This is a genomic window from Nonomuraea angiospora (genome assembly GCF_014873145.1).
Taxonomy (GTDB): Bacteria; Actinomycetota; Actinomycetes; order Streptosporangiales; family Streptosporangiaceae; genus Nonomuraea; species Nonomuraea angiospora.
In genome coordinates this window covers 12,878,623-12,896,301 of the sequence record NZ_JADBEK010000001.1, presented here as the reverse complement: position 1 = coordinate 12,896,301, position 17,679 = coordinate 12,878,623, and the positions used below count along the sequence as shown (strand labels likewise).

Genomic DNA, 17,679 nt, shown 5'->3' with positions numbered 1-17,679 from the left:
CGACGAGGCTGACGACCGTGATCGAAGTGAACGAACTGACCATGAGATACGGGGACAAGGTCGCTGTGGACGACCTGTCGTTCACCGTGAAACCGGGGCTGGTGACCGGCTTTCTTGGCCCGAACGGCGCGGGCAAGTCCACCACCATGCGCGCCGTCCTCGGCTTGGAAGTGCCCACCGCGGGCAAGGCGCTGGTGAACGGCCGCCCGTACACGTCGATACCCCGGCCCATGCGGTCGATGGGGGCGCTGCTCGACGCCGGGGCGGTGCACGGGGGCCGCAGCGCGTTCGCGCACCTCGCCTGCCTGGCCCGCAGCAACGGCATCGGGCGCGCCCGCGTGGCCGCCGTGCTCGACCAGGTCGGCCTGACGGACGTGGCCGGCAAGCGGATCGGCGGCTTCTCGCTCGGCATGCGGCAGCGTCTGGGGATCGGCGCGGCGCTCCTCGGCGATCCAGGGGTGCTGATGCTCGACGAGCCGCTGAACGGGCTGGACCCCGAGGGCATCCGCTGGCTGCGCGACCTGCTGCGGTCACTGGCGGCCGAGGGCCGTACCGTGCTGCTGTCCAGCCACCTGATGAACGAGATGGCGCTCAGCGCCGACCACGTCGTCGTCATCGGGCAGGGCCGACTGATCGCCGACACCGCCATGACCGCCCTGGCCGGGCACTTTCAGGGCGACGTGCTGGTCCGCACGCCCCATCCGGAGCGGCTGACCGACATCCTGCGCGCGCACGGGGCGACGGTGGCGGTCGAGGACGACGGCGCCCTGTCCGTGCGTGATCGGGACGCGGCCGAGATCGGCGTGCTCGCGCTGGCCGCGGGGATCGCGCTGGCGGAGTTGTCTCCGCGCGGCGCGTCTCTGGAGGAGGCATTCATGCGGCTCACCGCGGACAGCACCGAGTACCGGACCACGCCGAAGGAGGCTGTGCGATGATCGACGTGATCGCTTCCGAGTGGATGAAGCTCCGCTCGCTGCGTTCGAACGTCTACCTGCTGGCCTGCTCGGTGTCGGCCATCGTGGCCTGCGCCGGGATCGCGTTCCTGATCGGCCGCGGCTTCGACGACCAGACGATGGAGGAGCGGATGGCCTTCCCCGGCAACGGGGACGGCGTCGGCAACGGGATCGCGGTCGCCTACTTCGTGTTCGCCGTGCTGGGCGCCCTGGCGATCACTTCCGAGTATGGCACCACGATGATCCAGGCGAGTCTGGTGGCGGTGCCGCGCCGGCAGGTGCTGCTGCTGGCCAAGGTGCCGCCTCTGGCCGCAGTCGCGCTGGTGGCGGGTCAGGTTCTGGCGTTCGTCATGCACGCGGCGTCCATGGCGGTGCTCGGCGACCGGGCCGACCAGTTGCTGCGTGAGGGTCAGACGCTGGGCACGTCGCTGTCGGAGCCGGGCGTGCTCGCCTCGGTGGTCGCCGCCGGGCTGTCGATGGCCGCGATCGCGCTGATCGGGCTCGGTGTCGGAGCCGCAGTCCGCTCCACCCCCGGCGCCCTGGTCGTGATGGCCGTGATCATCGTGGTGTTGCCGGTGGTGGCCAAGACGCTGCCCATGCCGCTGCGCGCGCAGGCCGGCTCGTTCATGATCGAGAACCTGCCGTCGCAGATCGCCGGGGTCGGCGGCGGGACTCTGCCGCCTGCCGCCGCGGCAGGACTGCTGATCGGGTACGTCATCGCCGCGCTGACGGCGGGCGCGACCGTGATCGCGTTGGCCGGGCGCCGGATCAAGGTGCTGGCGGTCGGGGCGGCTGCGGCTGTCCTGGTGTCGGCGGTGCCCGCCGCCGCGGCCGGTTCGCCGGCCCCCGCATCGACGCCGGCCTGGGCGGACTGCGCGGACAAGACCCTGTTCAAGGAGATGCGCTGCGCCTCGATCAAGGTGCCCGTGAACTGGGCCAGGCCGTCTGGCCGGAAGATCGACCTGACCGTCGGCCTGCTGCCGGCCACCGGTGCCCAGCGCCGGATGGGAACCGTGTTCGCGATCCCCGGCGGACCAGGCTACTCGGGCGTCAAAGCGCTGAGCGAGAGCGCGGGCAGCTTCGCCGAGTTGCGCAATCGTTTCGACGTGGTCAGTGTCGAGCCCCGCAACACCATCGACAAGGGCATGCTGTCGACCGACTGTCTCATGACCGGCCCATGGCTCACCTGGCCCGGCACCCGCGCCGAGTACGCCGAACTGGGCCGGCGCAACCGGGCGGCCGCCGAACGCTGCCGCGCCGCCGACCCCGAGGCCTTCGACCACATGGATTCGGCCTCCGTGGCGCGGGACATGGAGGCGATCCGCGTCGCGCTGGGCGAGGAGAGACTGAGCTTCATCGCCAACTCCTACGGCGGCAGACCCGGCATCGAATATTCCCGGCTGTTCCCCAGCCGGGTGCGCGCGATGGTGTTCGACGGCGCGGACAGCCCGTACATCGACCGCGCGAAGAGCTGGCTCCACCAAGAGGAGGCCTTCACCCGCTTCGCCGCCTGGTGCGCGGCGACCACCACCTGCGCGCTGCACGGCCAGGACGTCGGCGAGGTCTGGCAGGCGCTGATAGCGCGGGCCGACCGTGTCCCGGTGCCGGTCAGGGGCGAATCACCGCAGGCCGCCTACAGCGGGTTCGACATCAAGGAAGCCGCCAGTGCCAGCATCATCTCTCCGGGCGCGGAGCCCGAGTTCCCCCGATGGACGCAACTCGCCGAGGCGATCAAGCGTGCCGACGGCGGTGACGCCTCAGGGTTCGCCGACTACGTCCGGCAGAGCATGAAAAGCCCGAAGCTCCCCGCGGGTGTCGGGATGAACATGACCCACTGCCTCGACGGTAAGGGATTCCGCGACTACGCGGAATACCGCAAGAAGCGCCGCGAGGGCGAGCGCCTGCTGCCGAATGTCGCCGGAACCGAGATCTGGCACCAGCTCGGCTGTGTCGGCTGGCCGACCCCCGCCACCAATCCGCCCGCGCCGCTGCCTGTCAAGGGACTGCCGCCCTACCTGGGCGTCGGCGCCTGGGCGGACTTCGACGGGTCCGCGGACATCGCACGGCGGGTGCCCGGCTCGGCCACGGTCCAGTACCAGGGGTTCGGCCACGCCCTCTACAACTCCGGCAACTCCTGCATCATCTCCCACGTCAACCGCTACCTGATCAACCTGCGCCTCCCCGCGCGGGGCACCTCCTGCCCCAAGGCCACCACCTGACGGCCGGCCGGTCCTGACGCTGGAGCAGCCACGCGAGCGTGGCCAGGTCGAACGTGCGGGCCTTTCGCGACCTATGGCAGTTGCAGCACGATCGAACTACACGATCCCCTGGCCGCGTCGGCCTTCGGCACCGGCTCGCCGGAAAACCGCTAATCTGCCCGGATGCCGGAACCACTCACCCTCGCCAACCTCCTTGACGACGCCGCGATCCTCTCGCTCGAGCACCAGCTCCACCTCGAGGAGGTGCTCGGCGAGCACGACTGGAGCGTCAACCTAAGGGAGCAGCGCTTCGAGTTCACCGGGAGCCGCACGATCAGCTGCACCGGCTTCCACCTGCTCGGCACCGCCGCCCCGGGACCGGACTCGTGGCTGTGGGCCTGGGCGAATCCGTCCGGCTTCCCGGAGGCGCTGACGGCGCTCTCCGCGACGCTGCGGGACTTCGGGCAGCAGTACGACATCGCGGAGCTCGCCTCCGCCGAGGTCCCGTTCGGCGCGCTGCCCGGCTCCCCCGCCGAGCCGCACTTCGCCGCGGCGATCCTCACCGAGGCCGCCAAGGCCGTGACGGGCCGCTGGAGCGCCTACAACGGCGACGCGGGCGGCGGCACCCGGGCCGCGTTCCTCATCGAGCATCCCGACTTCCGGCTGCCGCCGCCGGAGCCCGCTCGCCTCATGCGCGTCCTGCAGCAGGCGCTCACCCTGCCGCTGCTGACGGACCACCGGCGCGCCGTGCACAGCTACGCCGTGCGCCGCGGCCTCGGCGTCGCTCCCGGCCAGGACGCCGATCAGCTCACCCTCGCGGGACCCGGCTTCGAGGCGCTCGTCGAGTTCGACCCGCTCGGCCGCGTGGCCAAGCTCTCCGGCACCTTGTCGGCACCGCGCGGCGCCTGACGGATGCGGCCCCCTGACCGCTCGCGGCGGGGGTCGTTTCGGTAAATTCATCCCTCGGTGCCGTATCGAAGGAGCCCCGTGAGCATTCCCGAACTGACCGACGTCCATCCGGCGTGGCTGCCGCCCGAGGCGTTCAGGGCGATCGGCTCGCGCCGTACCGTCGTGCGGGCGGACGGGCCGCTCGCCGAGACCGTGCGGGAGGAGGTCGCGCAGGCCGCCGCCCGCCACGGCGGCGGCGTCACCGACGGAGGGCCGTCCGACCTCGTGCTGACCCTGTCCGACGCCGAGGGCGAGGACGGGTACGCGATCTCGCGGCGGGACGGCGTCACGACCGTGGCCGGCGGCGATCCCGCCGGGCTGCTCTACGGGTTCTTCCACGTCGTACGGCTGGGCGAGGCGGCGTTCGAGGGCGAGCGGCCGGTCGAGCACCACCGGCCCGCGATGCGGCGGCGCATGCTCGACCACTGGGACAACATCGACGTGCACCCGGTGATGGGCCAGGTCGAGCGCGGCTACGCGGGCGGGTCGATCTTCTGGGCGGACGGCGCCCTGCGCCCGGACCTGACCAGGGTGCGGGCCTACGCGCGGCTGCTGGCCGCCTCCGGCGTCAACGCGGTCGCGATCAACAACGTGAACGTGCACGCCACCGAGGCCCACCTGCTGACCGACCGGCTCGGCGAGGTGGCCGCCATCGCCGCCGAGTTCCGCCCGTACGGGATCCGGGTGCACCTGTCCGTCAACTTCGCCTCCCCCATCGCGCTGGGCGGCCTGTCCACCGCGGACCCGCTCGACGCGGACGTACGCAGGTGGTGGGCGGAGACCACGGAGCAGGTCTACGCAACTATTCCTGACTTCGGCGGATATGTCGTGAAAGCTGACTCGGAGGGCCAGCCGGGCCCGTTCGCGTATGGGCGCACCCACGCCGACGGCGCGAACATGCTCGCCGAGGCCCTGGCCCCCTTCGGCGGGGTCGTCCACTGGCGGGCCTTCGTCTACAACCACCGCCAGGACTGGCGCGACCGCTCCACCGACCGCGCCCGCGCCGCCTACGACCACTTCGCCCCGCTCGACGGCCAGTTCCTGGACAACGCGATCCTCCAGGTCAAGCACGGCCCCATGGACTTCCAGACGCGCGAGCCGGTCTCCCCGGTGATCCTGGAGATGCGGGGGACCCGCCTGGCGGTTGAGCTGCAGGTGACGCAGGAGTACACCGGCCAGCAGCGGCACGTCTGCTACCTGGCCCCCATGTGGAGCGAGATCCTCGCGTTCGAGAACGTCGCCGAGGCGGGCGACCTGGTCGCGGTCTCCAACGCAGGCGACGACCGCTACTGGACCGGCCACCCGCTCGCGCAGGCCAACCTGTACGCGTTCGGCCGCCTCGCCTGGGACCCGGCCCTCGACCCGGCCGCAGTCCTCGACGAGTGGATCGACCTCACCTTCGCCCGGCCCGGCGAGTCGCTGCGGCGCACCCTGCACGCCATGATGGACGGGTCGTGGCGCACGTACGAGCGCTACACCGCGCCGCTCGGCGTCGGCTTCATGGTGCGCCCCGGCCATCACTACGGCCCGGACGTGGACGGCTACGAGTACACGCCGTGGGGCACGTACCACTTCGCCGACCGCGACGGCGTGGGCGTGGACCGCACGCGCGCCACCGGCACCGGCTTCACCGGCCAGTACCCGCAGCCGTGGTCGGACGTCTACGAGTCGCTCGAGCGCTGCCCCGACGAGCTGCTGCTGTTCTTCCACCACGTCCCGTACGGGCACGTGCTGCACAGCGGCTCGACGGTCATCCAGCACATCTACGACACGCACTTCGCGGGCGCGGAGGAGGCGGCCGAGACGCGGCTGCACTGGGAGAAGCTCGCCGATACCGGCGCGGTGGACCCGGACCTGTACGCCCGGGTCAAGGAGCGGCTCGACGAGCAGGTCCGCTGCGCCGAGGAGTGGCGCGACCAGATCAACGCCTATTTCTTCCGCAAGTCGGGCGTGCCCGACGCGCACGGACGGCACATCCCCTAGCAGTGCTCTGTCAGGTCAGCGTGTCGTGGGTTGCTGGGGCGTTGCGAGGTGTTTGAGATGGCGGAGCGCCCGGGGGGCGGCTATCCCGGCGGCGGTTCCGGGCGGCCGTTGGCGATCCAGGCGGGGTGGAAACGGCGGAAGATGATGCTCATGTTCTTGTCGCTGCCCGAGCTGTTCTGCTCGCCCCACTCGATGGCCGCGCCGACCTGATTGTCGGCGGTCTGCAGCATGCTGGAGTAGCCCCCTTCGACCCCGTTCACGTTCGGCCTGCCGTCCCGTCCCTTCGGCTGGGGCGCGGGAAAGTCTCCGAGCAGGCGGGTGTACGGCCAGCCGACGCCGTCGTCATAGCTCATCCAGACGCGCATGGGGGTCCGGCTTCGGGAGTCGCCGCCCGGGTGGGGGCCGAGGAACAGGATCCGGTTCGGCGACCCGGCGAAGCGCAGCGTCGAGGCCTGGCAGTCGGGATCGGGCAGGACCCGGCCGTCCGGCTCGAGGTGATCGGCGTAGCCGGAGAAGCCGCCGTCGAGGGTGCCGGTGGCGACCAGCCGCTTGAGCAGCGGCGGATCGCCGGCGTTGGCGAACCTGGCACGATCGTTGCGATAGAGGTCGCCGCTGAACCGCTGCAGGATCGTGGCCTCGTCGGTCTTGGTGACGCCGGTGTTCGTCAGCTCCTGGTAGCGCCAGTCAGTATCCCCTGGCCGCTTGTAGATGTTGCGCCACTTGGCCGGGATGACCAGGGTTCCGTCGGTCATCTTGATGCCGGCGCCGGGGCCGATCGAGTCGTTGAACCATTTCCTGTTCAACGGATCGCTCGGGTCCTTGTGCGGTTTGAGCGTGTCGGTCTTCTCGGTGAGGGTCCAGCCGCCCGTGGGCAGGCCGTTGGCGTCGGTGGCCGACGAGGCCAGCCACACCTCGCGGTCGTCCCAGCTGTCGAAGTCGCCGACGCTCTTCCAGCCGGCCGCCATCCGGTTGAAGAACAGGTAGACGGTCTGCCCGTCGAAGACCGCGGTGGGGTTGCCGACGGCGTCCGGCCACCCGGTGGCCACCGCCTTGATCCCGGACCAGGTGCCGGGTTTTCCGGAGTCCCTGGAGGTCTTGTAGATGAGGTCGATGTTGCCGTAGTCGTCGTTGTCGCCGACCCGGCCTTCGGCGAAGGCGATGACCGTGTTTCCCTTGGTACGGATCACGGCCGGCGCGCGGAAGGAGTGGTAGTCGACCCGGTAGGCGCCGCTGACGTAGGCCTCGTTGCCTCCGTCGAAGAGCACTTCTGCGGAGGGTGTGGACGCCGCATCGGCCGGAGCCGCTACGAGGAGGCTCGCGGCGACCAGTGCGACGGCTGCGAGCGATCGGACACGTAAAGGTCTCACCGTCCGAAAAGTACAACCATCTGTTGATCTTTGGAAATCTGGGACAGAAGAGACAGCAACTGGCTAGGCGGTGAAGCGCTCCCGGACCTCGGCGATCATCGGGCGGCTGTTCCACAGCAGCGCCGCGGCGAACGCCGAGGCCAGCAGGGCGGGCGCCAGCTCGGTGGCGACCATCGTCAGGCCGCCCGCCACGACCAGCAGGGACGCGTTGGCGAGGGCCGCCTTCGGGTGGCGCACGAGGAAGTACGACGCCAGCCGCGCCACGTCCACCGCCCGGAACGCGAACAGCGACGTGATCACCAGGGCGTTGGCGGCCCACAGCAGCGCCGCCAGCGCGACGAGCACGAGCAGCACCGCCCACCACCCCGGGACGCCGGCGACGGCGAAGTTCGCCAGGTTCGTCCCGACGACGGCCAGCGCGACGAGCCACGGGACCCAGATCTTCAGCACGCCGCCCACGTTGGCCTTGTAGCCGCGCCAGAACGCCGCCGCCGGATGCAGGTCGGTCAGGTCCCGGCCGCGGTGGCGCAGCGCGTAGAGGGCGGCGGACAGCGCGGGGCCGAGCGGCAGCGCGCAGGCCGCCACCAGCGGCACGTTGGCGGCGTCGCCGCCGAGCAGGGTCAGCGCGATCAGGCCGGGCGCGGTCGCGACCAGGAACAGCCCCTCGACCACCAGCAGGCTGTAGATCAGCGTGGCCGCGCGCGAGAGCGGGCCCTCGCCGAACCGCCGCCGCGCCGACACCTCGCTCATCGGCTCTCCTCTCCCAGGCCGAGCAGCCGCCTGTCGTCCCACCACGGCGGCGTCCGGTCCACCACCGGTGTGAGCTCGACCAGCGTAACCTCGTGGCGGTCGAGCCGGAGATCCAGGTCCACCCGCCCGTCCTCGACGGGCAGGCCGCGGTGGGAACGCGCGGGCTCGGCCGCCTCCCGCAGCACGTCGAGCTCCCTGGGCCGCGGCGAGCTCGGGCGGCCCAGCTCGCGCCACGCCGCCCACGCGTTGCCCTTCTCCTCGCTCACCGACGAGCGCAGCTCGAACGCCGAGGCGGCCTCGCCGATGGGGATCGACAGCCGTACGGTGTGCCCGTCCACCGCAGGCGCGCCGGTCACGTCCGCAGGCGCCCAGGCCAGCACGGTGACCCGGCCGTCGCCGTCCCGGGTGACCAGGTGGTCCTCCCCGCGCGCCAGGATCTGCTCGCCCATCCGGGCCATGAACGCGTACAGGTGGTAGGTGGGCTTCTTGATCTGCCGGTGGGTCAGCAGGCCGAAGCCGCCGTGGAAGATCGAGGTCGGGATCCCCTGCTCCTCGAACATGTCGCTGAAGGTCCAGTAGGAGAAGGAGTCGACCAGCTCTCCCCCGGCCGCCAGCACCGGCGCGAGGTAGGCGGCGTGGAAGGCCGTGTCGTGGACGGGGTTGTCGGGCCGGTAGGAGGAGTTGAACTCCGTGATGTGCACGGGCAGCCCCTCCAGCGGCCCGCCCGCGAGCTGCCGCCGCGGCGTGGCGAACTGCTCCAGCAGCTTCGACGCCGGCGCCAGCGTCTGGTGCACGCCGAACGGCACGTGCTGGGCCGGGCCCGAGGTGTACGCGTGCCGGCTGACGAAGTCGATGGGCAGCGAGCGCCCGGCCACGAAGTCGGCGAAGCGCGCGAGGAACTCGTCGGAGCCGGGCGAGATGGCCGGGCCGCCGACCTGGAGCGAGGCGTCCACCTCCTTGACCGCGTGCGCGCTCACCTCATAGAGGCGGTGGTAGGCGTCCTGGTCGGCGTCCTGCCAGAAGTCCTTGAGGTTGGGCTCGTTCCACACCTCGATCGGCCAGGTGCGCACCTCGTCGAGCCCGTACCGGTCGACGAGGTGCGCCACCGTGGCCCGCACCAGCTCCGCCCACTCCCGCCAGGAGCTGGGCGGCGTGACGTTGCCCTGCCACCAGAACACGGTCTGGTCGCCGGAGGCCAGCCCGGAGGGCATGAACCCCAGCTCCACGAAAGGGCGGATGCCGAGCTCGAGGTAGGCGTCGATCACCTGGTCCACGTACGTGAACGAGTGGCGCACGTGCCGCGCGCCCGCGTACTCGTACGGCTGGTGGACGCCTGCCCCATCGCTGAGCAGCCCGTGCCCCCGGATGTGCCGGAAGCCGATCTCCCGCTGGATCAGCGCCAGCGAGTCCTGGTAGTCGCGGCGCAGCGCCAGCTCGAAGCGGCCGGTGCCGACACAGAACCGCCAGGCGTCGGACAGCCGCCCTGAGGCCTCCGAGGGCACGCGCATCAGCCGTGGTCCTTCTTGAAGCGCTCGTAGGCGGTGTTGACGAGGTTCATGTAAGAGGTCGTGTTCTTGGCCTCCAGCTCCTTGACGTAGGCGTCCCACTCGCTCAGGTCACGCTCGCCGAGGACGAACTTGAGCGTCTGCTGGGTGACGTAGTCCTTCAGCGGCGTCTCCCACAGCGTGGCCTGCTCGCGCTCCTCGTCGTTGAACGGGTGCGGCGGCTCGACCGGCCAGGGCTTCCTGGCGTTCATCACGTCCTGGAAGGCCACCTCCTCCTCGGAGAAGGTGGAGTTCAGCAGCTTGGTGGTGCCGCCGTAGGCGAACACGCCGTTGGAGAAGCCGAAGTCCTTCTGCAGGTGCTTGGGCGCGCCGGGGTTGAGGCCGACGAAGTCGATGTCCTTGGCGATCTTGTAGTTGCCCGAGGCGTCCTTGGTGTACGTGGTGCCCTCGACGCCCCACTTGGCGAACTCCTCGCCCTGGTCGGAGTACCAGAGCCAGTCGATGAACTGCATCATGGCGACGAAGTTCTTGTTCTCCAGCGCCTTCTTGGAGATCATGACGCCGTTCTCGAGCCGGGTGCCGATCTTGTAGTCGCCGACCGGGCCCATGAGCACCGGGATCTTGGCGACCTTCGCGCCGGGGACGAGCTTGCTCAGCGTCGGGCGGTAGTCGTTGACGATCGACTGCGCGTTCGCGCTGATCACGAACGACTTGCCGGAGTTGAACTTCTGCTTGGCCTGCTCGTCCTGCTGGGTGAAGCTCTCCGGGTCGAGCAGCTTCTCCTTCACCAGCTTGGCCAGGTACTCCAGCATCTGCTTGTACTGCGGCATCGCGCCGGTGTAGACGAACTTGCCGGCCGTGGCGTCGAAGGTCGCGTGCTGGTACTCCCAGCCGCCCTTGGCGCCGTAGGCCTGGGCGACGAGCTTGAACAGGTTGCCGCCGGGCGTGGGGACGCCGAACCGGTCGGTCATCGGGTAGAGGTCCGGGTACTCCTTCTTCAGCGCCTTGAGCACCTCGTACAGCTCGTCCCAGGTCTTCGGGACCGCCAGCTTGTGCTTCTCCAGGATGTCGGTCCGCACCGCGAGGGAGTAGTCGGCCCAGACCTCCTCGTGGAGGCCGGGGAGCAGGTAGATGCGGCCGTCGGCCTGGCGCAGCGTGTCCAGCTCCGGCTCCATCTTCCACTTGGCGACCTTGTCCTTGAAGTTGGGCATCAGGTCGAAGTAGTCGCTGACCGGCAGGATGGCGCCGGAGGAGACGAACGCCTCCTCGGCCGGGTGGTAGGTCTTCGGGATGATCAGCGGGGCCTGCCCGGAGCCCACCAGCAGGCCGCGCTTCTTGTCGTAGTCGCTGAGCGGCACCTCCACCGGCTTGAGCGTCACGTTGGTCCGCTTGGTCAGCTCCTGCCAGAACAGCCAGTCGCTCTTGTCCGGGTAGAACGGGTGGTTGTTGTAGAGCACGTCGAACGAGATCGGCTCGGTGGCCTTGAACTGCTGGTTGACGCCGTAGTTGGCCATCGCGGCCGCCTTGTTCGCGGACACGTCGGCGGCCTTCTTCGGAGCCTCGTCCTCGCCGCAGCCGGCGACGGCAAGAGTGAGCGCACCCAGCCCGAGGAGTGCCTGACGGCGGGAGATGTGCTGCATGGGGGGATCCTTTCGGATGGACAGTGGTTAACCCTTGACCGCGCCGAGCATGACGCCCGAGACGAAGTACCTCTGCACGAAGGGGTAGACCGCCAGGATGGGGAGGACGGTGAGCATGATCGTCACCGACTGGATGTTGGCCGCCGCCGCCGACGCCTCGCTGAGCGACGCGCCCGCCGACTCGGCCCCGGTGGCGCCCGCGATGAGGTTGCGCAGGTAGATGGTCACCGGGAACATGTCGGTCTTGTTCAGGTAGAGGAACGCGGTGAACCACGAGTTCCAGAACGAGACCGCGTAGAACAGCACCATCGTGGCGATGACCGCCTTCGACAGCGGCAGCACCACCCGCCACAGCACGCCGTAGGTGTTCAGGCCGTCGATCGCGGCGGCCTCCTCCAGCTCCTGCGGCAGGCCCTCGAAGAACGCCTTCATGACCAGGAGGTTGAAGACGCTGATGGCGTTGGGCAGGACGATGGCCCAGATGGAGTTGGTCAGCCCGAGGCCGTTGACCAGCACGTAGTTGGGGATCAGGCCGCCGGAGAAGATCATGGTGAAGACGGCGACCCAGATCAGGAACGTGCGGCCCTTGAGGTGCTTCTTGGACAGCACGTACGCGTAGCACGTCGTCAGCAGCATGGCGATCGCCGTGGCCACGACGGTGTAGACAATCGTGTTGCCGTAGTTCGTCCAGAACATCGAGTCCGACACCACGAGCTTGTAGGTCGTGATGTTGAACCCGCGCGGGATGAGGTTGACCTGCCCGCCGACGATGTAGCGCTCCTCGCTGAAGGAGCGGGCGAGGATGTTGAGGAAGGGATAGAGCGTGACGACCACGACGCCGGTCAGGATGACGGCGTTGACCACCTGGAAGGCGCGGTAGCCACGGGTCTTCTCGAAGGTCACCACAGGCTCGTCCCTACTGTGCGGCGGGAGATCAGGTTCGCCGAGAGGATCAGCACCACGCCGACCAGGGCCTCGAACAGGCCGATCGCGGCGGCGTAGCTCAGGTTGCTGGACTCCACACCCATCCGGTACAGGTACGTGGAGATCACGTCCGCGGTGGGATAGGTCAGCGGGTTGTACAGCAGCAGGACCTTCTCGAAGCCCACGGCCATGAACGTGCCGATGTTGAGGATCAGCAGCGTGATCGCCGTCGGCCGGATGCCCGGCAGCGTGACGTGCCAGATCTGCCGCCACCGGCCGGCGCCGTCCATCCGGGCCGCCTCGTAGAGCTGCTCGTCGATGGTGGTCAGCGCGGCCAGGTAGAGGATGGTGCCCCAGCCGACGGTCTGCCAGACCTCCGACGAGACGAAGATCGTACGGAACCACTCCGGTTTCTGCAGGAACGCGGTGGGCTCCCCGCCGAACACCTTGACGATCTGGTTCACCGGCCCGTCGATGGCCAGCATCTGCATGACGATGCCGGCCACGATGACCATCGACAGGAAGTGCGGCAGGTAGGACACCGACTGCAGGAACCGCTTCACGCGCCGGTTGCGCACCTCGTTGAGCAGCAGCGCCAGCACGATCGGCAGCGGGAAGCAGAACAGCAGGGTCAGCGCGCCGAGGACGAGCGTGTTGGTGAAGACCGTCCAGAACGACGGGTCGTTCAGGAACATCTTCACGTACCGCAGGCCCACCCAGCTTTCGCCGAAGATGCTGCCGCCGGGCTCGAACTTGCGGAAGGCGATCACGTTGCCGAGCATCGGGAGGTACCGGAAGATCGCGAAGAACAGCAGCGGCAGGATCGCCAGCGAGTACAGCTGCCAGTCGCGGCGGATCGCGTGCCGCCAGGTGCCGGGTTTGGCCCGTCTGCGCCGGCCGGGCGCCGGCGCCGCCGCCCCCACGTCTCGCGGCGGATTGTCCAACGACGTTGTGCTCATCCCGCTCCTTCCCGTGTGATCCGAGCCGTGACCAGCAGGTTCCGGTCGTGCCCCAGCTCGCGCTCGGCGCCGGTCAGGCGCAGCGGCACGGCCGCCACCGATTCGGTCATGGCGTCCGCGCTGGAGCGCGCGAAGCGCAGCTCGACGTCGCCGGGCTCGACGATGCGCCGGCCGCGCACGCCGGTGAACGACGCGGCGTCGGCCGGGACGGTGAACTCCACGCGGGCGGCCTGCCCGGCCTCCAGCGGGACGCGGGCGTAGCCGACCAGCCGCACCACCGGCCTGGTGGTCTGCGCGACCGGGTCGTGCAGGTAGAGCTGGACGACCTCGGCGCCGGCCCGCGATCCGGTGTTGCGGACGCTCACCCCGACGGTGACCTCGCCGTCCACCGGCCACTCGGCCGCGCCCGTGTCGAGGGGCTCCCACTCGAACGTGGTGTAGCTCAGCCCGTGCCCGAACGAGTAGGCGGGCGTCGGGTCCACCGACGACACCTGCGTACGGCGCCCGAGCCACGGCGACAGGTAGGTGGCGGGCAGGCCGCCGGCGTCGCGCGGCACGCTGACCGGCAGGCGGCCGGTCGGGTTGACGGCGCCGGTGAGCACCTCCGCCAGCGCCTGGCCGCCCCGCTGGCCGGGGAAGAAGCCGTAGACGACGGCCGCGGCCGCGTCGAACTCCGGGCCCAGCGCGTACGGCCGCCCGGCCAGCAGCACCAGGACCACCGGGGTGCCGGTCGCGAGCACCGCCCGGACCAGCTCGGACTGCACGCCCGGCAGGCGCAGGTCGGCGGCGTCGCAGCCCTCGCCCGAGGTGCCGCGCCCGAACAGCCCCGCCCGGTCGCCGACGGCGAGCACGCACACGTCGCTCTCCTCGGCCGCGGCGACGGCCGCCGCGATGCCGGAGGTGTCGTCGCCGGTGATGCCGCAGCCCGGAACATACGTCAGATCGGGGATCAGCGTGCCGAGCGCCTCCCGCAGCGACGGAATGTCGATGCCGAGCCCGTGCTCCGGGTGCGGGCCCACGTGCGCGGGGAAGGCGTAGCAGCCGAGCATCGCCATCGGGTCGTCGGCCACCGGGCCCACGAGCGCCACCCGACGGCCCGGGGCGAGCGGCAGGACGCCGCCGTCGTTGCGCACCAGCACGATGGACTCGCGCGCCAGGCGCAGGGCGAGCTCCTGGCTCTCCTCGTCGTCGAGCCGCACGTCGGCGGCGTCGCCGGGCAGCGGCCGCCAGTCCTCGTCGAGCAGCCCCAGCTCGGCCTTCTGCGCCAGCACCCGGGCCAGCGCGCGGTCGATGAGCGCCTCGTCGACCTGTCCCGCCTTCACGGCCTCGATCAGCGGGGCGCCGAAGGTGTCCACCGTGGGCAGCTCGACGTCGATCCCGGCCCGCAGCGCGAGCCCGGCCGCGTCCGCGGCCTCCGCGGCGACGCCGTGCAGCTTGTGCAGGAACCGGATGGAGAAGTAGTCGGCGACCACCGTGCCCGCGAACCCCCACTCCTCGCGCAGCAGCCGGGTCAGCAGGTCCTCGTCGGCCGCGACGGGGACGCCGTCGATCTCGGCGTAGGAGTTCATCACCGACCGGGCGCCGCCCAGGCGCAGGGCCATCTCGAACGGCGGCAGGATCACGTCCGCCAGTTCCCTGCCTCCCATGTGGGCGGGGGCGAGGTTGCGGCCGCCCCGGGAGGCGGAGTAGCCGGCGAAGTGCTTCAGGGTGGCGACGAGGCCCGCCCCCTCGATCCCGCGCACGTAGGCCGCGCCGACCGTCCCGACCAGGTAGGGGTCCTCGCCGATCGTCTCCTCGGTGCGGCCCCAGCGGTAGTCGCGGGTGACGTCGAGGACCGGGGCCAGGCCCTGGTGGACGCCGGCGGCCCGCATGGACCGGCCGATCCGCCCGGCCACCTCCTCGATCAGCTCGGGGTCGAAGGAGGCGCCCCAGCTCAGCGGCGTCGGGTACACCGTCGCCCGCCAGGCGGCGAAGCCGGTCAGGCACTCCTCGTGGACCTGGGCCGGGATCCCGAACCTGCTGGCGGCCACGATCTGGGCCTGCGAGGCGGCCAGCGAGCGCGCGCCGGCGACGGGATCGACCGGCGCCGTGCCGAACGGGCGGGTCAGCTGGCCCAGCCCGTGGGCGATGACGTCGCTCCACTCCACCCCCGCCATGTCGGCCTGGTGCGGGGCGACGCCTCCCCCTGACGCGTCGGCGCCGACCCAGACGCCGACGAGCTGGGCGATCTTCTCCTCCAGCGTCATGAGCGGGATGAGCACTTCGGCCCGCTCGGCGGCGGTCAGCCGCTTGTCCCGCCACTTGTCGATTGGTACCTGGCCCCTCATGCCACCCTTTCGGCTCTTGGCCGGCTTGCTGCCGAAACTTTCGAGGAATTCCCGTTAATATTGCGGCAACTTATGGGTCCGGCTTTCGGCGTGTCAAGAGGGTGCAAACTGTTATATTTGCGCTGATCACCGCAGGGTCGGGCCTGCGTTCGACGCTGGCATTTCCAGAAAGTTTCCGGGTGCTCAGATGACAAGTTGCCGTCCGGCCACGCTCAGGTCAGGGACTCCGTCAGAGTGCGGGCCGCCCGGATGACCAACGTGCCGTACTCTCCGCGCAGCCCCGCTCCCGGACCGCCACCGGCTCGGCGCCCAGCGCCCCGGGGTCGATGATCGTCGTGTCCGCGTACGGCGCGAGCTCGGGCAGCGGCGCCGGACCCGATCCACCCGGCCTCGTGCAACATCCTCAGCGAGCGCCGCACCGTGCTCTTGAGCAGGCCCAGCACCCGGGCCGGCTCCCGACCCCGGCGGCCCGGCGGGCGCCGACGCCCTCCTGCCTGCGCCCGGGGTTGCGGGGCGTTCAGGATCGGGCCGACTCCCGGCGGTAGCGCTCGATCCAGGCGGCGTTCAGCTCGTCGGCCTGGCGCCGATGGCCGGCCACGATCGCGCGTCCTGGGGGCAGGTCGAGGCCCAAAAAGCCGAGGATCTCCCGGGTCACCCCCGCCGGGTCCGCGTCGAGGTCCTCGTACCGCACCCGGTGAGGCCGCACCCCGCACGAGGCGAACCACCGCTCCCACGCGGCGTTGTGCTCATCGATCCGCTCGATCAGCGCCCCGATCTCGACGGCGTCGTAGCCGGGCTCCCGCCCGCTCGGCTCGGCGCCGCCGATCTCGCCGGAGCCGCCGACGTACCAGGCGCCGGTCTGCTCGGCGCGCGACCAGGACACCGCCTGAGCCAGGACGTCGTCGCGCCGCAGGTAGACGAACCGCGTGCGGCCGAAGGCCCGCTCCAGCAGCCGCACGTCCTGACCCGCCAGGCCGGGGTGGACCGGGCCGAGCCTGCCGACCACGTGGTCCAGCGTCCCCCACATGAGCTTCGCGCCGAACACGCCGTTCTCCGTCCGGCCCGCGGCCAGCGCCGCCCGCACGAACTCGCCGTAGCCGGCGGCGGCCGTGAGCCCCCAGCGTCCGGCCCAGAGCTGCTCGTCGGGCTCCCGGAAGTACGCCTGCGGCCTGCCCGCCACCCCGGTGGACGCCAGCAGCCCGAGGAGCAGGGAACTGCCGGTGCGCGGGGTGGCGCAGACGAAGTACGAGTCCACGGTCGGCATGGTCACGGCGTCCAGGTAAAACGATCAGACAGGTCCCCCGCAACCCGATTACGCGTCGTACCCACCGGTGCGGCCTCCCTCGGGAAATGAGTAGGCCCTACTCATGCCGCCCCGCCCGATCCTGCCTACTTTCGAGGCAGAGATCGTTCCCGAAGGGCAGGAAGACATGAACAAGACACTTCGCATCGCGGCGACCGCCGCGATGGTCGTGGCCGGGTCGGCCCTCGTGGCCCAGCCGGCCTCCGCGAGCTCGTGCCAGATCCAGCCGTACGGGCTGATCGGCGACTACTGGCGCTCGCTCGGCGGGGAGAACGCCATCATCGGCTGCGCCACCGACGAGGAGCGGGGCGTGCCGAACCGCAACGGCCGCCGGCAGAACTTCGACGACGGCCAGATCGCCTGGTCGCCGGACCAGGGCCCGAAAATGATCGTCGCGGCCTACTCCGCCAAGGTCAACGGCAGGAACGGCCTGGTCTTCCGCTGGGGGCCGAGCACTCCCTTCAACTACGACTACTACAGGGTGACGCTCAGCGGCGGGCTGAAGGGCGAGCTGAAACTGAAGGACCAGCCGCGTACGCGCGGCCGTCTCGTGGTCTACCCCGGCGCGGGGAAGCGGGTCAGCTTCAGCGTCATGGGCTGCGACAACAAGTTCCCCTCCGACACCTGCCGCCAGGGGTGGACCATCTGGGTCTCGGCCACCTCCAGCTAGGCCCCGCCGGGGCCATGAAACCAATTCGTGGCGTACGCGCCGGCGAGCGTCGTCCTGGTCGAGCTCGGCAACCATCGGTGCGCTGGCCGCCCCGCTGGTGGGAGTGATGCTGATCGTGCTGGCATACCTTGTCTGGCGGCGTCAGCTCGACC

At 70.5% G+C, this 17,679-nt stretch carries 13 protein-coding genes; 5 read left to right on the top strand and 8 right to left on the bottom strand.

Annotated elements, in window-relative coordinates:
* Window positions 1-17: 17 nt before the first annotated feature.
* From H4W80_RS59060 to H4W80_RS59045, 4 genes are all read left to right on the top strand, one after another.
* Entirely contained in the window at window positions 18-935 is a 918-nt protein-coding gene (locus H4W80_RS59060; protein WP_192793013.1) for an ATP-binding cassette domain-containing protein, read from the top strand.
* Window positions 932-3,172: an alpha/beta fold hydrolase gene (locus H4W80_RS59055; protein ID WP_192793012.1), complete on the top strand. Its 2,241-nt coding sequence runs from the start codon at window positions 932-934 to the stop codon at window positions 3,170-3,172. Before H4W80_RS59060 ends, H4W80_RS59055 begins: the two co-directional genes overlap by 4 nt.
* Before the next feature lie 162 nt (window positions 3,173-3,334).
* Window positions 3,335-4,060: a DUF6882 domain-containing protein gene (locus H4W80_RS59050; protein ID WP_192793011.1), complete on the top strand. Its 726-nt coding sequence runs from the start codon at window positions 3,335-3,337 to the stop codon at window positions 4,058-4,060.
* Between the two features lie 78 nt (window positions 4,061-4,138).
* Window positions 4,139-6,082, top strand: coding sequence for an alpha-glucuronidase (locus H4W80_RS59045; protein WP_318787581.1), 1,944 nt, complete (start codon window positions 4,139-4,141; stop codon window positions 6,080-6,082).
* 80 nt (window positions 6,083-6,162) lie between these two features.
* Here H4W80_RS59045 and H4W80_RS59040 read toward each other — a convergent pair whose 3' ends face one another.
* The 8 genes from H4W80_RS59040 to H4W80_RS59005 all read right to left on the bottom strand — a co-directional run bounded on the left by H4W80_RS59040 (window position 6,163) and on the right by H4W80_RS59005 (window position 16,818).
* The gene (locus tag H4W80_RS59040; RefSeq protein ID WP_192793010.1) at window positions 6,163-7,347 is read right to left on the bottom strand and encodes a sialidase family protein; all 1,185 of its coding nucleotides are present in this window, start codon (window positions 7,345-7,347) and stop codon (window positions 6,163-6,165) included.
* A 165-nt stretch (window positions 7,348-7,512) separates the two neighbouring features.
* Complete coding sequence (locus tag H4W80_RS59035) at window positions 7,513-8,199, bottom strand: YesL family protein (RefSeq protein WP_192793009.1); 687 nt, start codon at window positions 8,197-8,199, stop codon at window positions 7,513-7,515.
* On the bottom strand, window positions 8,196-9,707 hold the full coding sequence (locus H4W80_RS59030; protein WP_225964293.1) for a GH39 family glycosyl hydrolase: 1,512 nt from the start codon (window positions 9,705-9,707) through the stop codon (window positions 8,196-8,198). The genes H4W80_RS59035 and H4W80_RS59030 overlap by 4 nt, the downstream gene beginning before the upstream one ends.
* On the bottom strand, window positions 9,707-11,344 hold the full coding sequence (locus tag H4W80_RS59025; RefSeq protein ID WP_192793008.1) for an ABC transporter substrate-binding protein: 1,638 nt from the start codon (window positions 11,342-11,344) through the stop codon (window positions 9,707-9,709). The genes H4W80_RS59030 and H4W80_RS59025 overlap by 1 nt, the downstream gene beginning before the upstream one ends.
* A gap of 27 nt (window positions 11,345-11,371) precedes the next feature.
* Window positions 11,372-12,247, bottom strand: a complete 876-nt coding sequence (locus H4W80_RS59020) for a carbohydrate ABC transporter permease (RefSeq protein WP_318787580.1) — start codon at window positions 12,245-12,247, stop codon at window positions 11,372-11,374.
* Window positions 12,244-13,227 carry an ABC transporter permease gene (locus H4W80_RS59015; protein ID WP_192793006.1) on the bottom strand — a complete coding sequence of 328 codons (984 nt, stop codon included), beginning with the start codon at window positions 13,225-13,227 and terminating at the stop codon, window positions 12,244-12,246. The genes H4W80_RS59020 and H4W80_RS59015 overlap by 4 nt, the downstream gene beginning before the upstream one ends.
* Window positions 13,224-15,554 carry a beta-xylosidase/alpha-l-arabinosidase gene (locus H4W80_RS59010; RefSeq protein WP_192793005.1) on the bottom strand — a complete coding sequence of 777 codons (2,331 nt, stop codon included), beginning with the start codon at window positions 15,552-15,554 and terminating at the stop codon, window positions 13,224-13,226. The genes H4W80_RS59015 and H4W80_RS59010 overlap by 4 nt, the downstream gene beginning before the upstream one ends.
* Window positions 15,555-16,071: 517 nt before the next feature.
* Complete coding sequence (locus H4W80_RS59005) at window positions 16,072-16,818, bottom strand: Stf0 family sulfotransferase (RefSeq protein WP_225966477.1); 747 nt, start codon at window positions 16,816-16,818, stop codon at window positions 16,072-16,074.
* A 166-nt stretch (window positions 16,819-16,984) separates the two neighbouring features.
* On the opposite strand from H4W80_RS59005, the gene H4W80_RS59000 reads away from it, so the two are divergent.
* Window positions 16,985-17,527, top strand: coding sequence for an LGFP repeat-containing protein (locus H4W80_RS59000; RefSeq protein WP_192793003.1), 543 nt, complete (start codon window positions 16,985-16,987; stop codon window positions 17,525-17,527).
* Window positions 17,528-17,679: the final 152 nt, after the last annotated feature.

Excerpts from the sequence above, each read along its gene's own strand:
- H4W80_RS59010 (WP_192793005.1), bottom strand. The coding sequence starts at position 15,554 with ATGAGGGGCCAGGTACCAATCGACAAGTGGCGGGACAAGCGGCTGACC.
- H4W80_RS59055 (WP_192793012.1), top strand. The coding sequence starts at position 932 with ATGATCGACGTGATCGCTTCCGAGTGGATGAAGCTCCGCTCGCTGCGT.
- H4W80_RS59030 (WP_225964293.1), bottom strand. The coding sequence starts at position 9,707 with ATGCGCGTGCCCTCGGAGGCCTCAGGGCGGCTGTCCGACGCCTGGCGG.
- H4W80_RS59005 (WP_225966477.1), bottom strand. The coding sequence starts at position 16,818 with ATGCCGACCGTGGACTCGTACTTCGTCTGCGCCACCCCGCGCACCGGC.
- H4W80_RS59015 (WP_192793006.1), bottom strand. The coding sequence starts at position 13,227 with ATGAGCACAACGTCGTTGGACAATCCGCCGCGAGACGTGGGGGCGGCG.
- H4W80_RS59000 (WP_192793003.1), top strand. The coding sequence starts at position 16,985 with ATGAACAAGACACTTCGCATCGCGGCGACCGCCGCGATGGTCGTGGCC.
- H4W80_RS59025 (WP_192793008.1), bottom strand. The coding sequence starts at position 11,344 with ATGCAGCACATCTCCCGCCGTCAGGCACTCCTCGGGCTGGGTGCGCTC.
- H4W80_RS59050 (WP_192793011.1), top strand. The coding sequence starts at position 3,335 with ATGCCGGAACCACTCACCCTCGCCAACCTCCTTGACGACGCCGCGATC.
- H4W80_RS59035 (WP_192793009.1), bottom strand. The coding sequence starts at position 8,199 with ATGAGCGAGGTGTCGGCGCGGCGGCGGTTCGGCGAGGGCCCGCTCTCG.